Source organism: Sphingomonas sp. DMC8, assembly GCF_056314185.1.
Genome location: NZ_JBQUYV010000006.1, coordinates 104,527 through 128,376 on the forward strand (window position 1 = coordinate 104,527; position 23,850 = coordinate 128,376).

Below are 23,850 nucleotides of genomic sequence, written 5' to 3' on the forward strand. Positions count from 1 at the left end.
GATCAATGGAATCCCGGCGCGATACCGGCATTTACCACCGTTTCGCCTTCGACCAGCGTGTCGGCGGCAGTGGCGACGATGGCGTCGCCGTTCGCCAGGCCGGTGACGAGGGCATCGTCGCCGCGCCAGGCGGTGATGCGCACCGGCTGGCGGTGGATCTTCTGATCGGACGACGCAATGCGCCAGACATAGGGCTGCCCGCCCACCGCCCCGATCGCCGAACGCGGCACGCGGAACGACGCCACCCCATGGGCCTGCGGCGCGGCTTGCCGGAGGGTGAGCGTGACCGTGCTATTATAGGGCGGAAGCGCGACGCTGCCGTCGACCAGCGCGAAACGCGCCTGCCGCAGGTGCAGTGCCGGATCGCCCTCGGGAGAGAGGATGCGCAGGCGGACGGAAATCGGGGCGGACGCATCGGTCACGCGCAGTTCTGCCGGTGCGCTTGCGGGGAGCTGGAGATCGGCCGGGATGCGGATTTCGACTTCGGGTGCGCCGCTCGCCAGTTTTACGATCGGCGTCCCGGCATCGACGACCGCGCCCGGTTCGACGAGGCGTTCCGTGACGATGCCGTCGACGGGCGCGATCAGCTCGGTGTCGGACAGGGCGGCGCGTCCGCGCGCCAGGGCGGCCGCCGCAGCGGAGCGCCGTGCCGCGGCCGCTTGCGCGGTCAGCCGGCGTTGGCGGACCTCGGCGCTCGACAGGGCGCCCGCCTGATCGAGACCGGCGGCGCGTTCGGCGGCATCGCTCGCCTGCGCCGCCTCCGCATCGGCGGCGGCCAGCGCGGCGGCAGCTTCGCGCGTGGCAGCGTCGGCTTCGACCTGCCCGATCCGGCCGAGCAGCTGCCCGGCGCGGACATGGTCGCCCACCTGCACCATCAGGGTCAGCAGGCGCCCCGCGCGCTTGAAGGCGAGCGTGGTTTCGCTGCGGGGACGGAGGATGCCGCTGAAGCTGCGCTGCGTGTCGTCGGCATTCTGTACCGGCACCGTCTCGACAATGGCGGCATTTCGGTTCGGGAGGACGGGCGGCGGCGACGAACAGGCGGCGGCAAGCAGCGGCGCCGCAGCAGCGGCGATCGAAAGGCGAGAGCGAATCGGCATCGGAGAACCCTTGAGAAGGCCCGATGCCCGTGACCGACCCGACCGCGCTTGCCTGCGCGATTGCGGGTTTCGACCGGTCGATTCCGGAATCGATCAGTCAGCTGTGCGCCCGAACTCCAGAAGGCGGCGGCGATAGGCGCTGGGCGTCTCGTCGTGCCGCGCCTTGAACGCGCGGTTGAAAACGGCGAGGCTGCCGAAGCCGGCATCCATCGCGATCGTCAGGATCGGCACCTCCGCCTGTTCGGGGTCCGCCAGCGCCGTGCACACTTCGGCAATGCGCAGCCTGTTCAGATATTCGTTGATGTTGCGATAGCCGAACTGGCCGTTGACCAGACGGCGGAGGCGATATTCGGGCACGCCCAGTCGCGCCGCGATTGCCCCGATCGTCAGTTCCGACATGCGGTACAGCCGCTCTTGCGTCATCACCGCGTCCAGCGCCGCGGCGAGCGGCGCATCCGCCTCCTCGGCGGCCGCCGGGGGCAGCGCAGGGGCCACAGCCGTGCTGCCGGCGGGCGCTAGCCGGGCGAACATGTCGTCGTGGCGCAGGCCGAACAGGATAAGGGCCAGGCCGAAAATCCCGGTCAGCGTGCCGAGCGCGCTCGCGAGCGCAGCAGCGGTGATCGCCCCCAGCACGCGCCCTGCGATTTCCGCGCCCACCGTCCAGAAGATGAGCACCGTCACGATCACGACGAAGGATACGCGCGCGCGCCGCCGCGGCTCGACCAGATCGGCTGCGCGGTCGCGCCAGGCGCAGCGAAGCGCATCGAGCGTGAAGGCGAAGCTTGCTGCATAGACGACCGCATCGATCGCCCCCACCGGCGAGGCCGGGCCGTGTCCCGCCCACAAGGCGGCCGCGCTGAGCAGCACATAGCCGAGCGCCAGCACGAGATCGAAGGCGCCGGGCGTGAACGCATCGTCGAACCAGGATCGCGCGAACAGCCAGAACAGCGGGATGTAGGCGGTTCCTGCGACCTGAAACAGGGTGCTCCACCATGGCGCGACATCCGCCAGCGGCGGTCCGCCCAGCTGGGACAGCAGCACGGCAAGCGTCAGCGCCGCGCCATAACGGCTCGAACGCGACGGCTTCGCCTTGACGAACAGGACGAAGGCAAGCGCAAGCAGCGCCATGACGCCACCCTGCAACAGGGCTTCCAGCATAGGCAAAACGGGTCTTCCCGGGGACCGATCGTTCCGGCGCTGAAGCATCCGGCGCGCAACCTGTCCAGCGGGAAGTGGCGCTGGGCGCCCTCAGGCAAGCGGATCGGGCGACGAACCCGCTTCGCCATCGCACAGGCTACGCAGTGGCGTCGCATCGAGAATCTCGATCGTGCCAGGTCGCAGCGCGACCGCGCCCATCGCCTCGAAGCGGTTGAGGATGCGGTTGACCGTCTGGCGCGACAGCGCGACCATCGTGGCGAGCTGCTCCTGCGACAGGCGCAGCGTCGATTGGCGCACACCCGTGCCATCATAGCCGCCGGCAATCATCAGCAGCCGGGCCGCAAGCCGTTGCGGCGCATCCAGCAGCGCGTTGGCCTCCGCCAGCTGGAAGGAAAGGCGCAGCTTTTCAGTCGCCAGCCAGGCAAGCGCCTGCCACCAGCCGGGCTCGCGATCGAGCAGCGCCAGCAGCGGCGCGCGGGGGACCAGCAGCAACACGGTCGCGCGCGCCGCGCGCGCATCATGGGTACGCGGCATCCCATCGAGGATAGCGATTTCACCGAACCACATGCCCGCCTGCACATGGGTCAGGATTGCCGCGCGCCCGGCGGAATCGACCGCGCCGATTTCCACTGCCCCCTCCAGCACTGCGTACAGGCCATCGGCGGCATCCCCCCGCCAGAAAATCGGCGCGCCCGCCGGAAGATGGACCAGGCGCGCATCGGCGAGAAGCGCGGCGCGGAAGTCCGGCGTGAGGCGGCGAAACCATGCACCTTGCATCAGGGTCTCATGAAACGCCTCGGGCGTCATCGCGCACCCCCAATGTCGCGCGCACGACAGCCGGCGCGATGCCGAGCATATATCATCGCGAAAAAAGAAGGAGGAGAAGGAGTATGACCGATCTGGTCCGGCATCTCGCCGCCTATGGCGACTATCATCGCGACCCGCGCAACATCGCGACCCATATGCTCGGTATTCCGCTGATCGTGTTCGCGGTTGCCGTGCTCGCATCGCGTCCTGCCCTCGCCATAGAGGGCACCGCGTGGCTGACGCCGGCGATGCTGCTGTCTGCGGCGGCCGCCGCCTTCTATCTCCGCCTCGATCTGCGCTTCGGTCTGGTCATGACCGCGCTGCTCGCACTGGCCTGCTGGGCGGGCATCGTTATTGCCGCTCTGCCGACCGCGACGTGGCTGGCGGTGGGGATCGGCGCGTTCGTGATCGGTTGGGCGATCCAATTTCTCGGCCATTATTTCGAGGGGCGCAAACCCGCCTTTCTCGACGATCTCTCCGGGCTGATCGTGGGGCCACTGTTCGTGGTGGCCGAACTCGCCTTTCTCGCCGGCATGCGGCGCGAGGTTCGGCGGGGCATGGCGGCCCAGCAACGTTAGTCCGGCTCGCGATTGGCTTCGAGCACCGCGATCACCATCGTCTTGAACTGCGCAATGATTCCGTCGGTAAGCGGCGGCGGCACTGCGAGCGCGAGCCGGATCGCGTGCCCGGCGAGTTCGGTGATGAGCAGGGCGAGCGACAGGATCCGTTCGCGGTCGGACGAGGACAGCAGCACCATCATCGGTGCGACCATGAACTCCGCGGTCGCATGCGTATCGACCACGTTGAGGCGGCGCAGCTCGAGATCGGCCTGCGCCGCCGCCCATACAGCCACCGCTTCGGGATGGCTGCGATAATGGTCGACATAGGCATCGATCATCCAGTTGACAGCCTGGGCGATGGTCGGCCGTCCGGCATGATCCGCCAATAGCGACTGGACTTCCCGCCGCAGCAATTCGCCGACCTTTTCCAGGTTGCGCATCACCAGCGCGCGCAGGATCGCGGGCTTGGATGGGAAATACTGATAGAGCGAGCCGATCGAAATGCCGGCGCGGCGGGCGACCTCGCGCATCGCCAGGTCTTCCGGGTTTTCGGTGACGAGCAGTTCCTGCGCCGCGACGAGGATTGCGTCGCGGCGACGGAGGCTGCGCTCCTGCATCGGTTGTCGGCGCGGTTGAACCATGTCCAATTCGCTGTGGCGCAGCGCGCTGCCAAAGGCAAACCCGCGTTCGCGCCTCGGCCACGTCAATCCCGGATGTCGAACAGCGTGCCGAAATGCGCGTTGACGAACTTTCCTTCGGGATCGACCGCGCGCCGCACCGAGAGGAAGTCTGGCAGGCGAGGATAGAGGCGGTGCGCGTCTGCGGCCGTAAGGCTGTGGCGCTTCGCCCAGTGCGGGCGACCACCGGCGCCGGCCAGAATGGCCTCGACTTCGGCAAATTCCCGCCGCCACGGCATCCCGGCATATTGGTGCACCGAAATGGACAGGCACGGGCCGGCATGAAACGGGCTCAGCCAGATATCGTCCGCCGCCACCGTGCGCACCTCGAACGGGAAGGCGAGCGGCAGCCGCGCCTTGCGGACATGGTCCAGCGCCTCGCGCAGCGTCTCCAGACCCGCGGCGCGCGGAACCTCATATTCCATTTCCTCGAAGCGCACCGTCCGCTCCTGCGCGAAAATCCGATAGGCGGGCCCGATGCGCCGCTTGGCACCACCGATCGCACACATCATGCCGCGCTGGAGCGTTGGAATCAGCCCCGGCACGCGCCTGGAAATGTTGCACGCGACCCGAAACGCCCCTTCATTAACGTCGTTGACGTGGCGATAGGGGCCGTCCGGCTCGGCCGGATGCAGCCGCTTGAGGATCACGTGGCGGGCATAGGGAAAGACCCAGAATTCCATGTGCCGCGACGCCGCCGCCAGTTCGTCGAACTGTTCGATCGCCTGGTCGAGCGGCCAGCGCTCCACCCGCTCTTCAAGGTGATAGGCAGGCAGCACTTCGATCCGCATCGCGACGACGACACCGAGCAGGCCGAGGCCGAGCCGCTGCGCCTGGAACAAGGCCGGCTCGGTCTGTGCGTCGCAGGTGACGATCGTGCCGTCGGCACGCATCAGGCGGACGGCGCTCACCTGGGTCGAGATGCTGCCCAGCGTTTCGCCGGTGCCGTGCGTGCCTGTGGCCGTCGCCCCCGCCAGCGACTGCGGGTTCACGTCGCCCTGGTTGTAGAGCGACAGGCCTGCCTGCCACAGCGCTTCGGTAAGCCGCGCCAGGCTCCAGCCGGCCGGCGCCCATACCGATCGGCGATCGGCCGCGATCTCGATCTCGCCTTCGAGGTCGGACAGCGACAGTAGCGTCCCCCCGGTTTCGCACAGGGGCATGAACGAATGCCCCGCCCCCACCATGCGCACGCGATTCGACGTCGCCACGATCCCGGCCAGTTCGTCGAGCCCGCGCGGGCGCGCGATACGATTGGGGCGTGCGACGACACTGCCCGACCAGTTGCTCCACTCAGTCATGATCGGCCTTTCGCTTGCAGAGCGGTGGTCGGAGCCACGCGCCGGAGAAGGGGGAGAATGAGCACGATGCCGCCCGAGAGGGTAAGGAAAGCTGTGCCCAGCGCCAGGCAGCCGCGCACATCGACATCATTGACGGCCAGTGCCGCCATCGTAGGGCCGGCCGCGCAGCCGAGCAGCAGCGCTGCGGAACCCAACAGGGCCGCCCGCTGGCTGGGATCGACCTCGATCAGCAGCCGGGTGAAATAGGGGCTGGCAAAGGCCCAGACCACGCCGAAGCCGATTGCGGTGGCGAGGAACAGGGCCGGTCCCGGCAGCGCCGCGAACAACGCCGCCGCGCCGGCCAGGGCAAGGACCGATCCGAGCAAGGCGACACGACACGGCCAGTTCGGCACGGTCGTCGTTCCGATCACGCCGCCCAAGACCTGCCCGGCCAGCGCCAGCGCGACGGCCATGCTGCCGGTGGTCGGCGAAAGACCCGCCTGATGGGCCAGCGGCGCGACATAGATCCAGATGGCGAGAATGCCCGCGAAGAAGCAGAAGGCGGCGACCAGTCCCAGCCATCCATGCGCATCGGGAAGCGCAAGGCGTTGCGCGTCGCGATGCACGGCGAGCCGCACCGGACTGCCCAGCGCGGCGAGCGCAACAGGCACGCCGAGTGCCGCCAGCGCCGCGAACCCGCCGGCGCCGCCGAAGCGCGGGGTGACGAACCCGCCGATCACTGCCGCACAAAGCAGTTGCGCCACTGTCTGCAGCGTCAGGTAGAGCCCGGCCTGCCGCGCCGGCTGCGCCGTGCGAATGATCGTCGCAGTGACAAGGCCGATCAGGCTGCCGCTCGGCAATCCCGCCAGCGCACGCAGCAGGATGATGCCGCCACCGCGCGCGCGGCACGTCGCCAGGTCGAGCGCGATGATCGCAGCGACGCTTGCCAAAGCGAGCAGCCGCGGCGATTGGCGCTCGACCAGCAGGCCTGCACCCCCGGCAGCAAGCCCCATCGTCACCAGTTCGGCAGTGCCGGCGAGCCCAAGCTGCACGGCCGACAAATGCCCCTCGTCGACGAGGGTACCGAGCAGCAGCGGCGCCAGTCCCGCCATCAGGACGCCGTAAATCCCCAGGACGAAGGTGGCGACATAGGCGCCCCGGGGCATATCGGCCGGCGCCATCAATAATGTGCCCGGAGCGACAGGCCCCAGGTCCGGGGACGACCGACGATGATTGCATCGAAGCCGAGCGCGGGCAGCGGCGTCATGTCGGAAATGACCGGCACGTCGAAGAGGTTGCGGACCCACAGGGCCGCCTCATAATGGCCGCCCGCAAACTGCCAGCCGATGCGCCCGTCGACAAAGGCCCGCGCGCGATCGCCGAGCCGGGCCGCGTTCGACGTGTCGAAGAAGACATGGCTGCGATAGGAGAGGTCGGCGCGCGCCACCAGCGCGCCGCGGCCGATAGGCTTGCGATACTCGGCGCTCGCCTGCCCGCTGAACTTGGGCGCCGAAGGCAGCCGGTTGCCCGAATAGTCGCTGCCCTGCGAAATGAAGTTGCGATAGGTCGCGTCGAGCAGCGAGGCCGAAGCGCTGAGGTTGAGCCCGTCGATCGGCCGCGCGGTCATCTCTAGCTCGGCGCCATAGACGCGGGCCGCCGAGGCATTGGTGAAGAGCTGGGTGGTGATCAGCCCCTGAACGATCGTGGTGTATACCTGCAGGTTGCGGTAATCATAATAAAAGGTCGAAAGGTTGAGGCCCAGCCGGCGATCGAGCCACTGCGTCTTGGCGCCGGCCTCATAGGCATCGACCGTCTCGTCGCGATAGGGGCCGAGCAGCGACGGATCCTGCGCGAAGCCGCTGAAGAAACCCCCGCTCTTGGTGCCGCGATTATAGCTGGCATAGAGATTGGCGGCGTCGGACACGCGATACGCGATTCCCGCGCGGCCGGACCAGGAGCGGAAGGTCTTGGTATCGGCGAAGGTGAACAATGTGATCGTGTCGCTCGCGGCATCGGCGCGATAGCTGAACTGCTTGCGATCGGCCGACCAGCGCAGCCCTGCCGTCAGCGTAACGCGCGGCACAATCGTATAATCGAGCTGCCCGAATACGGCATAGCTGTTCGTCACCTGCCGCGAGGGCCAGGCGAAATCGCCGATACCGGCAGCGATGTTGATGCCGGAGGGATTGTCCGGGGTCGGCGTGCGCAACACGGGCAGCACGTCGAGCGACGATCCGTTGCGGATCACGTCATGCGCATAATAGAGGCCAGCAACGTAGCGGAGGCGGCCCTCGCCGTTCGACTGCAGACGCAGCTCCTGGCTGAACGTGTCCTGCTTGGTGATATAGGATGCCGCTAAGACCGGAACCGGGCTGGCGTCGGTATCTTCCTGATCATTGCGGCTGGCGTGCTGGAAGCCCGTGACCGAAAAAAGGCTGATGCCGCCGAAATCGGCCGACAGGGTGTTGCCGAAGCCGGCGAGGTCGACCCGGTCCTTGCCCTCGAAGCGATAGGCGCCCTCATAGAGGTTACGGCTGGTATTGGCGTACCCCAGAATGTTGGTGCACTGCCCCGAGGTATAGAAAGCGGGGGCGCACAGCCCGTCCGGGCCGGTGGCCGCCGCGGTCTGCGGGGTCAGTGTCCGCAGATAGGGCTGCAGCGACCCGCCATTCGATCGACTGACGTTGACGGTAAGGTCGTCGGTGATCGCGCTCGACGGCGTGAAATGGACGCTGCCCCGGATCGCCCAACGGTTGACATTGTTGCCGCTGTTGCCGGTAAGGCTGTTGCGCACATAGCCGTCGTCACGCTGATAGAGCCCGGCAAGTCGCACCGCCAGCAGGTCCCGTGCGATCGGCGCGCTCACGCCGCCCTCCACCGTCAGCGCGTTGAACCGGCCATAGTCGATCGACAGATCGGCTTCGGGGGTCGAACCGGGCTTTCGCGTCGTGACGTTGACCGCGCCGCCGGTGGTGTTGCGGCCGTACAGCGTCCCCTGCGGACCGCGCAGCACCTCCACCTGCGCCAGGTCGAAAAACGCATCCCGCTGCGCCAGCGATGAAGCGATATAAACGCCGTTGACATAGATGCCGACTGCACTCGACGTTGCCGGGTTGAAGTCGTTGAGCCCCACCCCGCGAATGAAGATGCGCGGATTGGCGCCATTGTCCGCCGAACGGATCTGAAGCCCCGGCACGCGATTGGATAAGTCGAGGACATCGGCGACGCCGCGGTCGCGCGCGTCGTCACCGGTGATGGCTGTCACGGCGATCGGCACATCTTGCAGTCGTTCGGATCGGCGTTGTGCCGTGACGACAATGTCCCCTTCGGAGGCAGGTGCGCTCTGATCCGCCGTTTGCGCGCGTGCCTGGGTCGTGCCGACCAGCGCAAGGAGGACCAAACCGTGCCGCAATTCGTGCCGTTTCATCGTGACCCCTCTCCTATAGGTTGACTTCCGTCCTCTCAGTTCGGTTGCGGCGCGTCAGAAGAAGCACTGGCCAGCGCCCCGATAGGTCGGCGCCCGGTCGACAATCGTGTCGCCGCGCACCAGCAGCAGCGTGTCGAACCGCTCGCAAAGCTCCCCGGCTTTGGCGTGACGGAAGAACACTGGCGCGCCGATTCCCGGCGTGTCCTGCACGGCGATCCGCACCGGCGTCTGCACCTCGCCGCCGCCCTCGTTGGGGATCAGCGTGGCACCTTCCGGCAACCAGGGGCGGGGCAGCCGATCGGGCCCGATCGGCCCCGATGCGGGGTATCCTCCCCCCGCGCAGGTCACGATCCCCGGCTGGGGGCGGCGCGTCACCGGCAGCGCAAACCCCGCCGCGGGCTCGCCGAGATGCACCGCATAATGGTCGAACAGGCCGGGCAGGTAAAAACCGGAGCCCGCCGCCAGCTCGGTGACGCTCGGGTCGCGGGCCGTGCTCTCGAAGCTGCCCGTACCGCCGCCATTGACGAAGCGCAGGCGATGCCCCGCTTCGGTCAGGGCCGCGACGATCGCGCCGCGCCGCCGATGCACGTCGCGGATCGAACCCGCCTTGAGCGCGCGGATGATGCGGTTGCGAAGGTATTGGCCGGGAATCGCATCACCCAGGCCAGCAATCTGGCCCTCATAGCCCATCAAACCATCGAGCCGGAGGTGCGGGCGACGCGCGATCGCGGCGGCAAGCGCCAGCGCCGCCGCGGGCGTGCCGACCGGCGAACGATAGACACCGAAATGCAGACCGGGAAAGCGCGTCGACGCATCCATATCGATCGCCAGCGGCAGGACCGTGCCGGCCGCGGCCGCGCAGCGCTCGATCACGTCCAGCTGGCCGGCATCGTCCACCATCAAGGTGATCGACGCGCCGCCCCGCACCGCAGCCGCGACCAGCGCGATCTCGCTCGGTTCCACGGTGGGATAGGCGACGACGATGTCGTCAAACCCCTGTTCGGCCAGCCACGCCGCTTCGGCGGGGGAGAAGCAGAGCAGCCCCTGCAGATAGGCGAAGCGGGCCTGCAGGTGCCGAAGCACTGCAACCGAACGCACCGATTTTGTGACGAGACGGACCGGCAGGCCCTGCGCCCGCACACCCAGCAGCGCGCCGTTCCGTTCCAGCGCGTCGAGATCGACAAAGGCTGCGGGCAGGCGCTCGCCGCGCAGCGCGTCCGCATAGCGCCGATAGTGATCGGCCGCAGACGCATCCATTCGTACAGGCGCACCGCTGTCGCGGTCGGCCATGCCGCCCCTCCCTCATTTGATCGCTCGATCCCGAGTCGACTCGACGAGCGTAACAGTTTTTATGCGCAGTACCATATCTAAATATGAGCATTGCTCTTGTTTGGTCGGAAAGCCTGTCATAGGATCGCCCAACGCCGCGAAAGGAAGTGGCGGTGGAGAGGACCAGGATGACCGCCGATCTGCAGGCCCTGCACACCATCTTCGACCGGCAGCACCGGGCCGCACGGGAGGCACCCGCGCCTGATTATGCGACGCGCCGGGCCTTGCTCGAGACGCTGCGCGGGCTGCTCGTCGATGGACGTCCGGCGCTGGCAGAAGCGATCGCGGAGGATTTTGGCGGGCGCTCTCCCGACGAAACCGATCTTCTGGAATTCGTGCCGCTGCTCACGGCGCTGCGTCACGCCCGGGTCCACCTCAAACGTTGGATGCGGGACGAGCCGCGACGTGTCGATCTCAGCATGCAGCCGGGTCGCGGCTGGATCCGGTACGAGCCCCTCGGCGTCGTTGGGGTGATCGCTCCCTGGAACTATCCCTTGCTGCTCGCGCTGGGGCCGGCGGTCGATGCCCTGGCGGCGGGCAACCGCGTGCTGATCAAGCCATCCGAATCCGCGCCCGCGTTCACGGCGCTGCTGGCACGACTGGTTGCCGAACGCTTCGAAGCTGATCGCCTGGCCGTAGTTTCGGGCGGGGTGGAGGTATCACAGGCACTGGCGAGCCTGCCGCTCGACCATCTCGTCTTTACCGGTTCGACGGCGGTGGGCCGCCACATACTGCGCGCCGCCGCCGAGCACCTGACGCCGGTGACGCTCGAACTGGGCGGCAAGTCGCCGGCGATCGTCGCACCGGACTTCGCGATTGACCGGGCGGCCGCCTCGATTGCCTTCGGTCGCTATCTCAACGCGGGCCAGACCTGCGTCGCCCCCGATTATGCGCTGGTGCCTGCGGCATCGGTCCGCGCGTTCGCCGAAAGCGTACTGGCTGCTGCGGTCCGTCGCTATCCCAGCATCGACGGCAACGGCGACTACAGCAACGTCATCAACGCGCGCCAGCATCAGCGCCTCACCGAGGCGATCGAAGAAGCCCGCCACCGCGGCGCCGAGATACTGACGCACCCGGCCGGCGCGACGGACGGTCGACGCATTGCCCCCACCGTCGTGCTGGGGGCGCCCGACGACAGCATCCTGATGCGCGACGAGATCTTCGGGCCGGTCCTCCCGGTCCGCGGCTATGACTCGCTCGACGCCGCACTTGCTTTTGTCCGCGCCCGTCCGCGACCCCTGGCGCTATATTGCTTCGCCACCAATACACTCCTGCAGCGCGCGATTCTCGATGGCATGACCTCTGGCGGCGCAACCATCAACGGCACATTGCTGCATGTCGGCCAGCACAACCTGCCCTTCGGCGGGATCGGCGCCAGCGGCATGGGGGCCTATCACGGCCATGACGGCTTCCGCCGGTTCAGCCATGCGCGCGGCGTCCACAAGGCAGGGCCGCTGAACATGTTCGAACGCATCGGGCCGCCCTGGGGCGCCGCCGCACGCCTGACCGTGCGGCTGCTCACGGGACGCGGCTGAGGCAGCGGCTAGCCGTCCAGCGCCGCCACGCCCGGCGCGACGCTGAATTCGGCACCTGTCACGTTGCGCAGGTGCGATATCGTGATTCCGGGCGCGCATTCGACGAGCGTCAGTCCCTGAGCGAAACCAACGGCGCTCAGCCATAATTGGGGCCGGCGGTCCACCATGGGGGACGCGAGACCGCCGGCCCCCACCATCAGAAGTGCTGACGCAGTCCGACGGTGATCGAAGTCGCCGAAAGCTTCGGCCGATAGGTGGCGGCGCCGCTGCCGCCTGCTGCGAGCGGCATGCGGCCGGCGAACCCCAGGCCCGAGCTTTCTGCGTAGCGCGCGGCCAGTTCGACGGTTGTCTTGCTGGTGAGCGCGTAACCGACACCGGCATCAAGGTGCCAGCGGAAGCCCCAGTCACGCCCCGACAGGCTGCTGCCCTGTCCGGTCGCGGCAGATACGCGGGAGAGGCGCTCCGTCACGCGCACGGCATCGATTCCGCCGCCGACAAAGGGGCGCAGGCGCGTGCCGGTGTCGATGTCGTAATAGCCGGCAACGCCGATGCTCAGCGTCTTGGTGCGGCCGCGGGTTACGAGACCGCCGGTGTTGAGCGAGGAAGCGTCGACGTTCGCGGCGGTGTAGCCGATCGTGCTTTCCAGCCGGAAATGGTTGAACGCATAGCCCACGCCGCCCTCGAACGCCTGCCCGGCGCGGAGATCGACATTGTTCGGCAGCGTCGAAGGCGAACGTGCATCCTTACCCTTGAACTTGAGGTCGGCATCGATCTGCGAGCCGATCCGCCCGACGACATAGGGGCCCGCTTCCGCGCCCCGCCCTGCATCCTGCGCCAGGGCCGGCATCGCCGCTCCGATTGCCAGGCCGAACGCCGCCATCTGTACCGCACGGTTGTACACCAAGTTCATATCTGCACCTTGTTCTGAAGAACGGCCCTGCTTGCTGCGGGCCTCCGCTTCCTCGACGAAGCCTGGGCCACGGCACCGCAATGGCGGACGCGATTTTTTCCCTTTGCCCCCGTCGCGCCCTCGCGTCCCAGGAGGGCAACATCGCCCGTGGCAAAAAAATGCGCCGCGCGCTTCCGGTGCCCGGGCGACCGCTTCGTCATGGGATCGGAAGCGCTGCGCAAAGCGCGATCCGAACCAGCAAGGAAGGGTCTGCCATGAAGTCTATCGGATGGATGTTCGCCGCTGCCGTCGCAGTGAGCCTGGGTTCCCCCGCCCTGGCGCAATCGACCAAGCCGGCCGCTCCCGCGCAGAAAGCGGTCCCCCCGTCGCATCTGTCGAAGCCGCACAAGCCGGCGAAGCAGAGTCAGGCGAAGCCTCCGATCGCCTCGCCGAAGCGCTGAGGCGGGCGCCCGCCCGTGCTCCTTCGGGCGGGCGCTTACCCTGTCCCTGCGGATCATCGCTGCGTCGTTCGCAGCCCCCCAAAGCGGAACGAGACCGTGCATTACGACATCAAGCCTGACTGGAAATCGGAAGGCCGTGCAGCACCCCCCTGGGGTCCGCCCGTGCCGGACGAGCAACCGACGGAGAAGCTGCCCCCTCGCACCAGGTTGCTCATCCTGGCAGCCGGCGTGATGACGTCGTGGGCGCTGGCGCTTGCGGCAGGCTGGGGCATCCTGATGCTGCTCGGCGCAGCACGGGAGCGTTGAGCCTTGTCCCCGCTCCGCACCGCCGCCCGCCCCCGAAACATCCCGCACTTGGCGCCCTGTGGATCGGCACCTATGCGCAGACAGGATAGCCCCAGTTTAAGCGGAAAGGCGCGATCCCGGTCCATGACCCACCATTCTGCGCTGGTCGCAGCGTTCCTGATGCGACGCGCAGCGCTGCTCCATTACTTTGCCAGGCGGACCGGCGAAGCCGATGCCGAAGATATCGTGCAGGAAATCTACCTCCGCATCGCCAATCTGCCGGACGAGGATATCCGCAACCACGGCGGCTATCTCTACCGGCTGGGCAACAACATCATGCTCGACCGGTTGCGGCAGAACCAGTCGCGCGCCGCGCGCGACGATGCGTGGCGCGATACCCATCACGTCGTAACCCCGACCGGCGAGGATGTGAGCGATACCGTGCCCGCCGACGAGGCACTGATCGCCCGCGACCAGGTGGCGCGGCTGGCAGCGGCTCTGAAAGAATTGCCGGAGGCTGTGCAGCGCAGCTTTCGAATGCACAAGCTCGAAGGGCTGTCGCATGCCGAAGTGGCCGAACGCATGGGCGTTTCGCGCAGCCTGATTGAAAAACACATGATGCGCGCTTTGCGCCATCTGATGGCGAGGGTCGGCCGATGACGCGGTCGATCGCAAATCAATATTGCAGCGCACGGCGCCGGGCCTCGGCCCATGGCGTGCCGTGGCAGCCAGTCGATAGGACGAAAAGCTAATGGCACGGGTGGATCCGGAACAGGCAGCGGTCGAATGGTTCGTCCGGCTGCAGGATTGCGAAGACGAGCAGCTCTGGCTCGACCATCTTGCCTGGATCGAAGCAGATCCGGCACATGCCGAAGCCTATGCGAAGGTCGAGCGCCTCTGGGTGGCGGCCGATGCGCTGCCGACGGAAGCGGCGCCCGCCGCGCCCATGGCTGAGGCCGTGATCGTATCGCTCGATGCGCACCGCGCGAAACGAACCGCGCCCCGCTGGTGGCTGCCCGCATCGGCCGCCGTTGCCGCTGCCGTAACGGCCATCGTCGCCCTTCCCCAGCTGATGCCATGGTCGGCACCTGCCACGGAGACCTATCGCACCGACGGCAGCAGCACGCGCGTCGTTGCGCTGGCCGATGGATCGCGGCTCACGCTCAATCGCAATACCGAGATCGTGGTGACGCTTGGCGACAAGACCCGCTCGGCCGAGCTTCGCTCAGGCGAGGCGATTTTCGACGTACATCACGAGCCCGCGCGCCCCTTCACCGTCGCCGCGGCGGGTCGCGAAGTGCGGGTGCTCGGTACCGAATTCGACGTACTCAACCAGGACGGCACGTTCGGCGTGAATGTGCGGCGCGGCTTGGTGGCGGTCTCGTCGGGACAGGAAGGGCAGGCATTGACCCGTCTGCCGGCCGGTACCGGCCTGCTCCGCACGCCCGCTGACAAGGCCGACCGGGTGCGACCGATCGAGCCGAACGATATGCTCGCCTGGGCGCAGGGCAGGCTGGTTTATGCCGACAGCACAATCGACGATCTCGCCCGTGACCTGCAACGCTATTCGGGTACGCCCGTGCGCGTGGCACCGGAACTGCGGGGTCTTCGCTTCAGCGGCGTGCTCACCATCGGCAACCCGGCGGCGCTGGACCGCCAGATTGAGGCGCTGCTACCGATACGCATCGTGAAGGCGAATGGCGAACGGAGGCTCGTCCGCGCCCAGTGAAACGAAGCGTAGCAGCATGAAGCATGCCCCCTGGTGCCGCCACCGTCCGCTCAACTGGCCCCTTGCCGGCGCACTCCTTGCGAGCATGGCGCTGGCGAGCGGCGGCGCGCATGCACAGGCTGCGAGCGAGCGGCGCGACTATCGCATTCCGGCGGGCACGCTCGCCAGCGCGATCATTGCGATCGGCGGCCAGGCAGGTATCAGCGTTGCGACCACCGATCCTACGCTGACGCACCGCCGGCTCGCAAAGCCGGTCCAGGGACGGATGACGGTGGAGGAAGCACTGGCGCGGGTGCTGCGCGGCAGCGGCCTGCATGCAGTACGGGTGGCGCGCGGCCTATATCGTATCGAAGCTGCCCCGGTGCCCCGCCCAGCGCCCCCCAAGCCACCGCCTCCCGAAAAGGCGCCACCACCGTCCGCGGAACCTGCCGAAGTCGTCGTTACCGCCACCAAGCGCGGTACTACCCTGCGCCAATATCCCGGCTCGGCCTGGATACTCGATGCGGACCAGCTGACGCTCGGCGGCGGTATCGCCCGCGACAGCCGCGCAATTGTCGCCGCGCTGCCGATACTCGCCGCCACCAATTTAGGGCCGGGCCGCGAAAAGCTGTTCGTGCGCGGTGTTGCCGACAGCAGCTTTACCGGCGCCAGCCAGGCGACGGTCGGGCAATATCTGGGCGATGTGCAGCTCAACTACAGCGCACCGGACCCCAATCTGGCGTTGTACGACATGGCCCGGGTGGAATTGCTCGAAGGGCCGCAGGGCACGCTCTACGGCGCCGGCGCGCTGGGGGGCATCGTGCGCATCACGCCGCGGGCGCCCAGGACAGGCCGATGGGAAGGGGAAGTGGCCGCCGGGGCTACTGCCGTGACGCATGGCGGCGTTGGCGGGGATGCCATGGCGATGGTCAATGTCCCGATCGGCGACCGAATGGCACTGCGACTGGTCGGCTATGGCGGCCGCGATCCGGGCTATATCGACGATACGCTGCGCCATCGCCGCAATGTCAATCGCACCGATCTCGCCGGCGGCCGCGCCACCTTGCGCCTGGAGGCGGGCAATGCCTGGACCGTCGACCTGGGTGCCGTCTATCAGCGCCTCTATCATGCGGACGGCCAATATACCGAGGCCGACCAGCCCCCGCTTGCCCATGCCGCGGCGATTGCCCAGCCCGCGCTCAACGACTTTCGCCTTGGCTATGTGACCGCAACGCATCGCTGGGCAGACGGACAGACGCTAACGGCGGCCCTGTCCATCATCGAGAACCACCTGACCGCGCTGTACGATTCGACCCGGCTTGGCGGCGACGGTCAGATTCTCGGCATCGCCACCGACAATCGCGTGCGCGTATATAATGGCGAAGTGCGTCTTGCCCGCCATGGCAGGGACGGTACCGGGCTCGTACTAGGTGCCTATGCGACGCTGAGCGACGACCGCTTGACCCAGTCGGCGACGGTCGGCGGCTTCGCCCAACCCTTTCGCGGCGTTGGCAACAAGACGATCGACATCGCGCTGTTCGGCGAAGCGACGTTCGGCCTGTTGCCGCGGCTGAACATGACCCTTGGCGGCCGGGCCGCTTATACTGACCTGCAAGGCACCAACATCCTCCCCGACGGGGACCAGGATCTTGCGACGATCGACGTGCCCGGCGCGGGCAATGTCAGCGTTCTGCCCAGCGCCGCGCTGAGCTGGCAACACTCGCCGCGCACGACCGTCTATCTGCGCTACCAGCGCGGCTATCGGCTCGGCGGCTATGCGCTTACCGAACTGTCCGTCACCGATCCCGCCACGTCGACGGCGAACGGCTTCGTCGTCTATCGTCCGGACACGCTCGATACCGTCGAAGCGGGCGTGCGGTTGCGCGAAGGCGATGACGGACTGTCCGGCAACATCGCCCTTTCCACGACAGACTGGCGGCACATCCAGTCCGACCTCTACGGCGTTTCGGGGCCGGTCACCGCCAATATCGGCAGCGGCCGAATCCACGGGCTGGAGGCCAGTCTCCAGTGGCACTCGCCCGACGGTCTGCGCCTGTCGGGAGCGATGTTCCTGGCCCGCGCAGTGCTAGACCGGCCGAACCCGGAGTTCGCGCGCGACAGACTGCAGGCGCTGCCGAACACCCCGGCGATCACGCTGCGCGGCGCCGCAGAACGCGAATGGGCGCTGCCCGATGGTGCGCATCTGCTGCTACGCGGCACGGCGCATTATGTCGGGCGATCCTGGCTGGGCGTCGGCGACCTGCACATTCCGCAAGGCAATTATGCCACGCTGAATGCTGCACTCGCCTGGTCGAAGGGGCCGCTTACCCTGACGCTAGATGCCGCAAACCTGCTCGACGGGCGCGGCAACCGCTTCTCGCTAGGGAATCCGCTGACGGTCACCGATGGCAACCAGCGCACCCCCCAGCAACCCAGAACGCTGCGGATCGGGGCGAGCTATCGCTTCTGAGCCGCACGCACGCAGTCGCGGCCCTGTTCTGCGCGGAAACGCAGCAGCGCCGCCGGCTCGTCGGTCTGGAAGATCGAGACGCCGGCGCGGCACAGCCGCCCCCATACTGCATCGGGGTCGCGCAGCGCGTCGAGATCGCTGAAACCGCCGCGTACAAAGCCGTCGAACAGCGTGTTCACCCATAGGCGCACCCCCTGCGCCCGAGTGCGCGCCGCGATCGGCGCGACGCGCGGTTCATCGAGATAGGGCAGCTCGAAGGCGATCGGGTGCACGCGGGCCGCCATCTGCGTATCGACGATCGCCGGCACATCGGCAGCGCTGCCGTCGCCGCTGACCGGGATCACCGCGAACGGCACCTGGTCATAGGGCGCAATGGCGGCGAGCGGCAGCGACCCCGTGCCGGCGAAGGTCTTCACGATCACCCCGTCCTGCATGCCGGCGCGCGCCACTTCGGCGACCACTTCGCCATAAATGGCGTCCTTGACGTCCAGGTTGAGCAGGATGCGGCCCTTGGCGTGCGCCAGCATCTCGGACAGTGTCGGTACGGTCTGGTCGGTCAGCGGCTGACCGGCGCCACCCATGTCCTGCCGCAGGTGCAGCGCCTTGATCTGCGCCAGCGTGAGATCGCTGATCCTGCCATGGCCATCGGTGGTGCGATCGACGCTGTCGTCATGGACCATCACCAGATAGCCGTCGCGGGTGCGATGGACGTCGGTCTCCATCACGTCCACCCCCAGCGCGACGCACTGGTCAAGCGCGGCGAAGGAGTTTTCGGGCGTGGTGCCCAGCTCCTTGTAGGGCGCTGCGCGGTGGCAGCCGCGGTGGGCGACGACGATGATGCCGCCTTTAGGATCGCGCAGGCGACGCATCATCTCGGCAGCGTCGCCGGCATGCGCATTCGGGACCAGCGGAGCGGCGAGCAGCAGGGCAAGCAGGAAACGAGTCAGCGATTTCATGGGCATGGGCCTCGGGGAAGGAAAAGAAGCGGGGAAGCCCGGCGCCCGGCCAGACTTCCCCCAGGGACGATTCAGCAGGAAGGGAACCCCTGCCTCACCATTTCTTGGTGACGGACAGGCGGACGCTGCGGCCGAACAGCGGGCGGCCGAAGATCGCCGTTGGCGTCCCCTGCCCTGCCAGCCGGTCGCCGGCGGTGTTGCCTTCGGTCAGGCCGTGCGCATTGGTGATGTTGTCGCCCGCCAGCTGGAAGCGCCAGCTGCCATGTTCGAGCATCGTGCCCAGGCCGAAATAGCCATAGGCAGGCAGCGCCGTGTTGTTGAAGAAGTCTACATAGCGTCGGCTGATATAGTCATAGCGGCCATAGACGCTCAGCTTGTCGGCGCCGAGGTGGAAGTCGAGATTGGGCCGGACGTTGAGATACAGCTTCGGCTCGCGCAAGATCTGCTTGCCGTTCGCCAGGCTGCCGTCGGCGCCGGTGTTGCTGCTGAAGTTCAGATATTTCGGATTCTGGACCGTGAACGCGCCCGCGATCGACAACGGCCCGGCGATGTGGAGCTGGCCGTCGGTTTCGATACCCTTGCTCTCCGCCGTGCCGACGAAATTCACTGTCTGGTCGCTGCGGCCCGTCTGCGGATTGAAGGCCGTGAAGCTGGCATTGAGCGGGTCGAACTTGGTGTAGAAGCCAGTGACATAGAGATAGGAGCGGCCAAAGGCGAGCTTGAGCCCGGCCTCGTACATCCGCGCCTTGGTAGCCGCGAGCGAGGGCGTCGGATAGGTGGTGGTAACCGATGCAGTAGCCGGAATCTCCAGCCGCGAAGCGCGGGCATAGATGCCGATATGCGGGCTGAAATCGTAATTGCTGCCCAGCGTCCAGTTGGTCGCCTGGAAGTCGAGCTTGCTGGTGCCCACCTGGCCGGTAAAGGCACGGGTCGCATCATCGGCGAGCGTGGTCGGATCGCCGAGATTGGCGGTACCGGTGATCAGGCCGAAGCCGTCATAATGGTACCATTCCTTGCGCAGGCCGGCGTCGATGCGCAGCCGGTCGGTCACGTCCCAGGTATCGGCGGCATAAAGCGCGATGACCTTCGCGTCGAAGCCGCCGGCATTGAGCGAAGCAGCGTCGTTGAGCGAACCGCGGTCGGTAACATAGCCCTTGACCGACCCGTCCGAGCCATAGGCGACCAGGTCGAGCAGTTGCGGCTTCGACTGCACCTGCATCAGATAGTTCTGATAGACCGAAAACATGGTGTTGCCCCACAGCGCGCCGTAGACACCGACACGAATGTCATGGCTGCCCAGCCCGGTTTCGAACTTGCGGGTGACACTGAAATCGCCCTGGCCCGAATAGAAGCTGGCGCTGATCGAGCGATATTGCGCCTGCACGACCAGGCCCGAAGCGGTGGCGGGATTATAGGCAGTGGCGCCGTTGGTGCCGGCGATCGCATAGCCCATCCGCGTCACGCCGGTGCCGAACGCCGCCTGCGACTTGGCAAGATAGCTGTTGGCGAAGGCGACGCCGTCAGTCGGATTCGACGTGGAATAGAGCGCGTCGAAATCGTTGCGACCATCGGTATAGCTGGCCTTGGCGGAAACGTGCCAGGCGTCGAAATCGCCTTCATAATCGAGCGCGACATTGCCGAAGCGGATATGACGGCCGTTCGACAGATCGCCGGTGCGGGTTTCGATTGCGCCGGCGCCGTCGCGATATTTGATCGTCGCCGCGCGCAGGGCCGGCGTGTTCAGCGTGCCGGTGAAATAGTCGATATAGTTGTTGAGGCTGACCGAGGGGTTGCGCGGGTCGGCGGTCGGGATCGACAGATAGAAAAGGTTGTGATCGTTGGTGTACTGGCCCGACACCTTCAGATAGCCATTGTCGAACTCGCGCTTGATGTTGCCGCGGATCTGGCCGCCCTTGTCCGAGGGGAAGCCATTGTCGCGATAGCCGTCATTGTAGCGATAGAAGCCGCCCACGGCATAGGTCGTGCGCGCACCGAGCGGGCCGGACTGATACGCCTCGAGCCGATAGAAGCCGGTCGTGCCCAGCGTCACTTCCGCCGCGCCATGCGGCGTCTGCTCGCCGCTGACCGTGATGACGTTGACGATCGCCGCCGCACCCGATGCATAGATCGGCGCCGGGCCGCCGCGCACCACTTCCATGCGCTCGGTCATCAGGTCGAAGCGGTTCATGCCGTCGCCCTGGTTGAAGAAATAGCCGTCCGTCTCGTGATAGAGCGGCAGACCGTCCTGCTGATAATAGAGATAACCGCGATCGGTCGGGATGCCGCGCACGCGGGTGATGTTCTGCACCTCGCCGCCGGTCTGCTCGACATGGATGCCGGGCAGCGCACCGACCAGGTCGGTCATGCTCTTGGGCGCCAGCTTCTGCACATCGTCCTTGGACAGCGTGTTGACCGCATAGGAAACGTCGAAGCGGCGCTGCGCACGCGCCGAGCCGGTAATGACGATATCCTGCGGCTGGTCGTCGGTCGCGGCGGACGTGGTTTCCGCCGGTTGCTGCTGTTGCTGGGCAAGGGCGGGGATTGCCGCCATGCACAAGGCGGGCATCGCCACGCCGGCCAGCCAAGCTCGCTTCATCATGTCTGTATTACCCCCATTCCGGTTTCGATGGGGGGGCGCTTGGCGGTGTTTTGTGACTCTTTTATTTGCTTACATGAAATTAAATCGCGCAGCTTCATGCCACTGCCGTAATGGCATGAATCGGGGCGAGGGCCGCGCCGATCACGACGGCCCGGCTGCCCAGCGGCGAGGGCAAAATGGCAGGCGTCGGCGCCTGATAGCCGCGGTGTCGAGGCGCACTGAGCTCTGCGATTCGCGCTGCGAGCCGCTCCAGTATTTCCGCAGGCAAAGCCCCCGATATAACCACCGCACCAGGATCGAGCCATACCACGCCGCCGGTGACGGCCTGTTCGAGCTGCCCCGCCACCCGCTCGATCCAGGCATCAACGGTGGGGCGGTGCGGTTCGATCAGCGCCGCCACTTCTGAGAGCGATGCAATGCTGACGCCCGCCGCGCGCAGCGTTTCGATCAGGTCGATTCCCGAGGGCCGGGGGCCGGTGCCGGGGAACAGCTTGCCGATTTCACCGGCATTGCCATGGTCGCCGCGAAACAGGTCGCGCACGGCAACCAGCCCGCCGCCGATGCCATGCCCCAGAAACAGCACCAGGATCGAGCTATAGCGATCAATGATGCCGGGCTGGTAATATTCGGCAAGCGCCGCCGCGGTTGCGTCATTCTCGATCCAGATCGGCATGTCGAGCACATCGCCCAGCGTTTCCGCCAGTGGGATATCGCTCCACCCGGCGAGGCGCTGTACCACCGCCCGTCGGTTCAGATCGCCATCCAGCGCGTAGCCGGGAACTGCTACGCCCAGGCCGAGGAAGCGCCCGCGCAAGAAGCCATGCTGCGCCACCAGCGCGCGCAGCCTGGCATCGAGCGCGCGGGCGAACATCCGCGGGTCCGGATCGTCAAAAGGCTGCGTATCGTGCAGTACCGGTCGCCCGGCAAAATCGACCAGCACCAGTTCCAGCCAGCCGGGTTGCGCCGTCGCCCCCACCGACCAGCCGCCCCGCCCGGAAATGGCCAGCGGTACCGTGGGACGCCCGCGAATGCCCTGCTCGGTGGGTTGTTCCTCGGCGATCAGATCGAGCGCAACGAGTTGCTGGGTGACGCGCGTGATCGTCGCGCTGTTCGTGTCGAGCGCGAGCGCAAGCTGGATGCGCGGCATCGCCCCGGCGATCCGCAAATGCAGCAGCACACGCTTCTGCATTTCGGTTAGCAGCAATTGCGGGCGGGGCGAAAGCGGCATGGTGCTGGCATATATTTTCATCATGTCAAAAAAACGAAAGCCTCTTATGGCTATCGCCCGCATCCATGATCGCCTCGCTCTGCACCCGAATCCGTTCGATCACCCCGCTGGGGGTGCAGATCGGCTATGCCAGCGGCAATCTCGGCAAGAGCATCCTCTGGTCGAGCTTCGAGAGCTTCCTGCTCTTCTATCTCGTCACCATCGCAGGCTTCTCCGCCTGGCTGGCTGGTGCCGTACTCGCGGCCGCGATGCTATGGGACGGGATGGCCGATCTGGGCGTCGCCTATCTTACCGACCGCCATGGCAGATCGAGCTCGCTCGCGCGGTTGGTATTATGGGGGGCGCCGCTGGGCGCGGCGGGGTTCTGGCTGACCTTCGCCCCCCTGGGCGGCAATAGCTGGATCGCCGTGGTGGCCGCCATTCTGCTGTGCCGGATTGGCTATACGCTGTGCGACATCGGCCACAACACGCTTCTGGTCCGCGTCGCCACCAGCGAGCGTGACGCCTCGATCGTATCAGGACTGCGGCTGATCTTCAGCGCGGCGGGCGGCGCGACCGTGGGGCTCGCGGCGGCGCGGCTGCTCGCCGTCGCTGATCCGGCCGCACAGCAGCGCATGTTCGGCGACTATGCGGCGGTCGCCGGCGGCATCTATATGGCGACCTTGTTCTGCGCGATCGGCGTCACGCGCGGCCTGCCCGGCGGCGAGCGCCCGGCGGGAGGCGCAGCGACAACGGGCCTGTTCCACGCGCTGTGGTGCAATCGCCGCTTCCGGCTGCTGCTGGTAATCATTGCCCTGCAGGCGAGCATGTTGCCGGCCTTCAACCGCGCGCTGCCCTTTTTCGGCGCAACCGTGAAGGGCGGCTCGGCATGGGCGGGCTATGCACTGGCGACGATAACGCTCGCCCAGTCGCTGTCGCTGCCGGCATGGATGCTGCTGTCGCGCCGTTACGGACCGGCCTTGCTGCTGGCCGGCGCCCATATTCTGGCCATGGTGTCGATGGGCATGATGGCAGCGGTCGCGCAGACCCCACTCGCCCAGCTCGCATTGCTGTTGCTCGGCGTCGCACAGGCAGGGATGAATATGGCGATCTGGGCATTGCTGGCGCTTTGCGTCCATGCCCCGCAACATCGCGAAGCGCGGCTGGAGGCTTTGCCGGTAGGGCTGTTCCTTGCCGTTCTGAAATTTTCTTCCGGGCTGGGCAATGCTCTGCTCGCCTGGCTGGTGGGCGCCTCTGGCACACCGGGGGGCACCGGCTTCCCCCCGGTGGCGATTGCCGCGCTCGTCCTTCCCGCTATCGGCTGTTGTGGCATCCTTGCGCTGCTCGGCCGGCAATGGCTGGAAGAGCGGCAGGAACGCGGTCTGAGCGACCAGCGCGCCTGAGACCC

21 protein-coding genes are annotated in these 23,850 nt (G+C 67.0%); 8 read left to right on the forward strand and 13 right to left on the reverse strand.

All coding sequences use genetic code 11. The features are described from left to right. Positions 1 to 2 precede the first annotated feature (2 nt). From ACT53K_RS13250 to ACT53K_RS13260, 3 genes are all read right to left on the reverse strand, one after another. Complete coding sequence (locus tag ACT53K_RS13250; RefSeq protein WP_476229143.1) at positions 3 to 1,097, reverse strand: efflux RND transporter periplasmic adaptor subunit; 1,095 nt, start codon at positions 1,095 to 1,097, stop codon at positions 3 to 5. A gap of 93 nt (positions 1,098 to 1,190) precedes the next feature. Continuing rightward, entirely contained in the window at positions 1,191 to 2,255 is a 1,065-nt protein-coding gene (locus ACT53K_RS13255; RefSeq protein ID WP_476229144.1) for an AraC family transcriptional regulator, read from the reverse strand. A 90-nt stretch (positions 2,256 to 2,345) separates the two neighbouring features. Next, on the reverse strand, positions 2,346 to 3,032 hold the full coding sequence (locus tag ACT53K_RS13260; RefSeq protein WP_476229145.1) for a Crp/Fnr family transcriptional regulator: 687 nt from the start codon (positions 3,030 to 3,032) through the stop codon (positions 2,346 to 2,348). 113 nt (positions 3,033 to 3,145) lie between these two features. Here ACT53K_RS13260 and ACT53K_RS13265 point away from each other — a divergent pair, with 113 nt between their 5' ends. Continuing rightward, positions 3,146 to 3,640 (forward strand): Mpo1 family 2-hydroxy fatty acid dioxygenase, encoded by a 495-nt coding sequence (locus ACT53K_RS13265; protein ID WP_476229146.1) that lies wholly within the window; start codon positions 3,146 to 3,148, stop codon positions 3,638 to 3,640. On the opposite strand, the gene ACT53K_RS13270 is transcribed toward ACT53K_RS13265, so the two are convergent. The 5 genes from ACT53K_RS13270 to ACT53K_RS13290 all read right to left on the reverse strand — a co-directional run bounded on the left by ACT53K_RS13270 (position 3,637) and on the right by ACT53K_RS13290 (position 10,293). Beyond that, positions 3,637 to 4,263, reverse strand: coding sequence for a TetR/AcrR family transcriptional regulator (locus tag ACT53K_RS13270; RefSeq protein WP_476229147.1), 627 nt, complete (start codon positions 4,261 to 4,263; stop codon positions 3,637 to 3,639). The two genes, ACT53K_RS13265 and ACT53K_RS13270, sit on opposite strands and share 4 nt — an antisense overlap. A 62-nt stretch (positions 4,264 to 4,325) precedes the next feature. Continuing rightward, complete coding sequence (locus ACT53K_RS13275; RefSeq protein ID WP_476229148.1) at positions 4,326 to 5,597, reverse strand: D-arabinono-1,4-lactone oxidase; 1,272 nt, start codon at positions 5,595 to 5,597, stop codon at positions 4,326 to 4,328. Next, the gene (locus ACT53K_RS13280; RefSeq protein ID WP_476229149.1) at positions 5,594 to 6,757 is read right to left on the reverse strand and encodes an MFS transporter; all 1,164 of its coding nucleotides are present in this window, start codon (positions 6,755 to 6,757) and stop codon (positions 5,594 to 5,596) included. Before ACT53K_RS13280 ends, ACT53K_RS13275 begins: the two co-directional genes overlap by 4 nt. Beyond that, positions 6,757 to 9,003: a TonB-dependent receptor gene (locus tag ACT53K_RS13285; RefSeq protein ID WP_476229150.1), complete on the reverse strand. Its 2,247-nt coding sequence runs from the start codon at positions 9,001 to 9,003 to the stop codon at positions 6,757 to 6,759. The genes ACT53K_RS13280 and ACT53K_RS13285 overlap by 1 nt, the downstream gene beginning before the upstream one ends. Positions 9,004 to 9,057: 54 nt before the next feature. Further along, positions 9,058 to 10,293 (reverse strand): amino acid deaminase/aldolase, encoded by a 1,236-nt coding sequence (locus ACT53K_RS13290; RefSeq protein ID WP_476229151.1) that lies wholly within the window; start codon positions 10,291 to 10,293, stop codon positions 9,058 to 9,060. A 167-nt stretch (positions 10,294 to 10,460) separates the two neighbouring features. Here ACT53K_RS13290 and ACT53K_RS13295 point away from each other — a divergent pair, with 167 nt between their 5' ends. Continuing rightward, positions 10,461 to 11,867 carry a coniferyl aldehyde dehydrogenase gene (locus ACT53K_RS13295; protein ID WP_476229152.1) on the forward strand — a complete coding sequence of 469 codons (1,407 nt, stop codon included), beginning with the start codon at positions 10,461 to 10,463 and terminating at the stop codon, positions 11,865 to 11,867. A gap of 8 nt (positions 11,868 to 11,875) precedes the next feature. Here the strand turns inward: ACT53K_RS13295 and ACT53K_RS13300 are convergent, their stop codons facing one another. Both ACT53K_RS13300 and ACT53K_RS13305 read right to left on the reverse strand, forming a co-directional pair. Further along, entirely contained in the window at positions 11,876 to 12,034 is a 159-nt protein-coding gene (locus ACT53K_RS13300; RefSeq protein ID WP_476229154.1) for a hypothetical protein, read from the reverse strand. Positions 12,035 to 12,063: 29 nt separating this feature from the next. After that, a complete protein-coding gene (locus ACT53K_RS13305; protein ID WP_476229155.1) occupies positions 12,064 to 12,777 on the reverse strand; it encodes an outer membrane protein in 714 nt (237 codons plus the stop codon). A 254-nt stretch (positions 12,778 to 13,031) separates the two neighbouring features. Here ACT53K_RS13305 and ACT53K_RS13310 point away from each other — a divergent pair, with 254 nt between their 5' ends. The 5 genes from ACT53K_RS13310 (at position 13,032) to ACT53K_RS13330 (ending at position 17,680) form a co-directional block, all read left to right on the forward strand. Continuing rightward, the gene (locus ACT53K_RS13310; RefSeq protein WP_476229156.1) at positions 13,032 to 13,217 is read left to right on the forward strand and encodes a hypothetical protein; all 186 of its coding nucleotides are present in this window, start codon (positions 13,032 to 13,034) and stop codon (positions 13,215 to 13,217) included. Between the two features lie 96 nt (positions 13,218 to 13,313). After that, entirely contained in the window at positions 13,314 to 13,523 is a 210-nt protein-coding gene (locus ACT53K_RS13315) for a hypothetical protein (protein WP_476229157.1), read from the forward strand. Positions 13,524 to 13,646: 123 nt separating this feature from the next. After that, a complete protein-coding gene (locus ACT53K_RS13320) occupies positions 13,647 to 14,162 on the forward strand; it encodes an RNA polymerase sigma factor (protein ID WP_476229158.1) in 516 nt (171 codons plus the stop codon). Between the two features lie 91 nt (positions 14,163 to 14,253). After that, positions 14,254 to 15,231 carry a FecR family protein gene (locus tag ACT53K_RS13325; RefSeq protein WP_476229159.1) on the forward strand — a complete coding sequence of 326 codons (978 nt, stop codon included), beginning with the start codon at positions 14,254 to 14,256 and terminating at the stop codon, positions 15,229 to 15,231. 16 nt (positions 15,232 to 15,247) lie between these two features. Then, on the forward strand, positions 15,248 to 17,680 hold the full coding sequence (locus ACT53K_RS13330; RefSeq protein WP_476229160.1) for a TonB-dependent receptor: 2,433 nt from the start codon (positions 15,248 to 15,250) through the stop codon (positions 17,678 to 17,680). On the opposite strand, the gene ACT53K_RS13335 is transcribed toward ACT53K_RS13330, so the two are convergent. The 3 genes from ACT53K_RS13335 to ACT53K_RS13345 all read right to left on the reverse strand — a co-directional run bounded on the left by ACT53K_RS13335 (position 17,668) and on the right by ACT53K_RS13345 (position 22,487). Next, on the reverse strand, positions 17,668 to 18,636 hold the full coding sequence (locus ACT53K_RS13335) for a glycerophosphodiester phosphodiesterase family protein (protein WP_476229161.1): 969 nt from the start codon (positions 18,634 to 18,636) through the stop codon (positions 17,668 to 17,670). The two genes, ACT53K_RS13330 and ACT53K_RS13335, sit on opposite strands and share 13 nt — an antisense overlap. A gap of 94 nt (positions 18,637 to 18,730) precedes the next feature. After that, positions 18,731 to 21,235, reverse strand: coding sequence for a TonB-dependent receptor (locus tag ACT53K_RS13340; protein ID WP_476229162.1), 2,505 nt, complete (start codon positions 21,233 to 21,235; stop codon positions 18,731 to 18,733). A 94-nt stretch (positions 21,236 to 21,329) separates the two neighbouring features. Continuing rightward, on the reverse strand, positions 21,330 to 22,487 hold the full coding sequence (locus ACT53K_RS13345; protein ID WP_476229163.1) for an ROK family protein: 1,158 nt from the start codon (positions 22,485 to 22,487) through the stop codon (positions 21,330 to 21,332). 41 nt (positions 22,488 to 22,528) lie between these two features. Between ACT53K_RS13345 and ACT53K_RS13350 the strand changes: the two genes are divergently transcribed. Further along, positions 22,529 to 23,845 (forward strand): MFS transporter, encoded by a 1,317-nt coding sequence (locus ACT53K_RS13350; RefSeq protein WP_476229164.1) that lies wholly within the window; start codon positions 22,529 to 22,531, stop codon positions 23,843 to 23,845. Positions 23,846 to 23,850 lie beyond the last annotated feature (5 nt).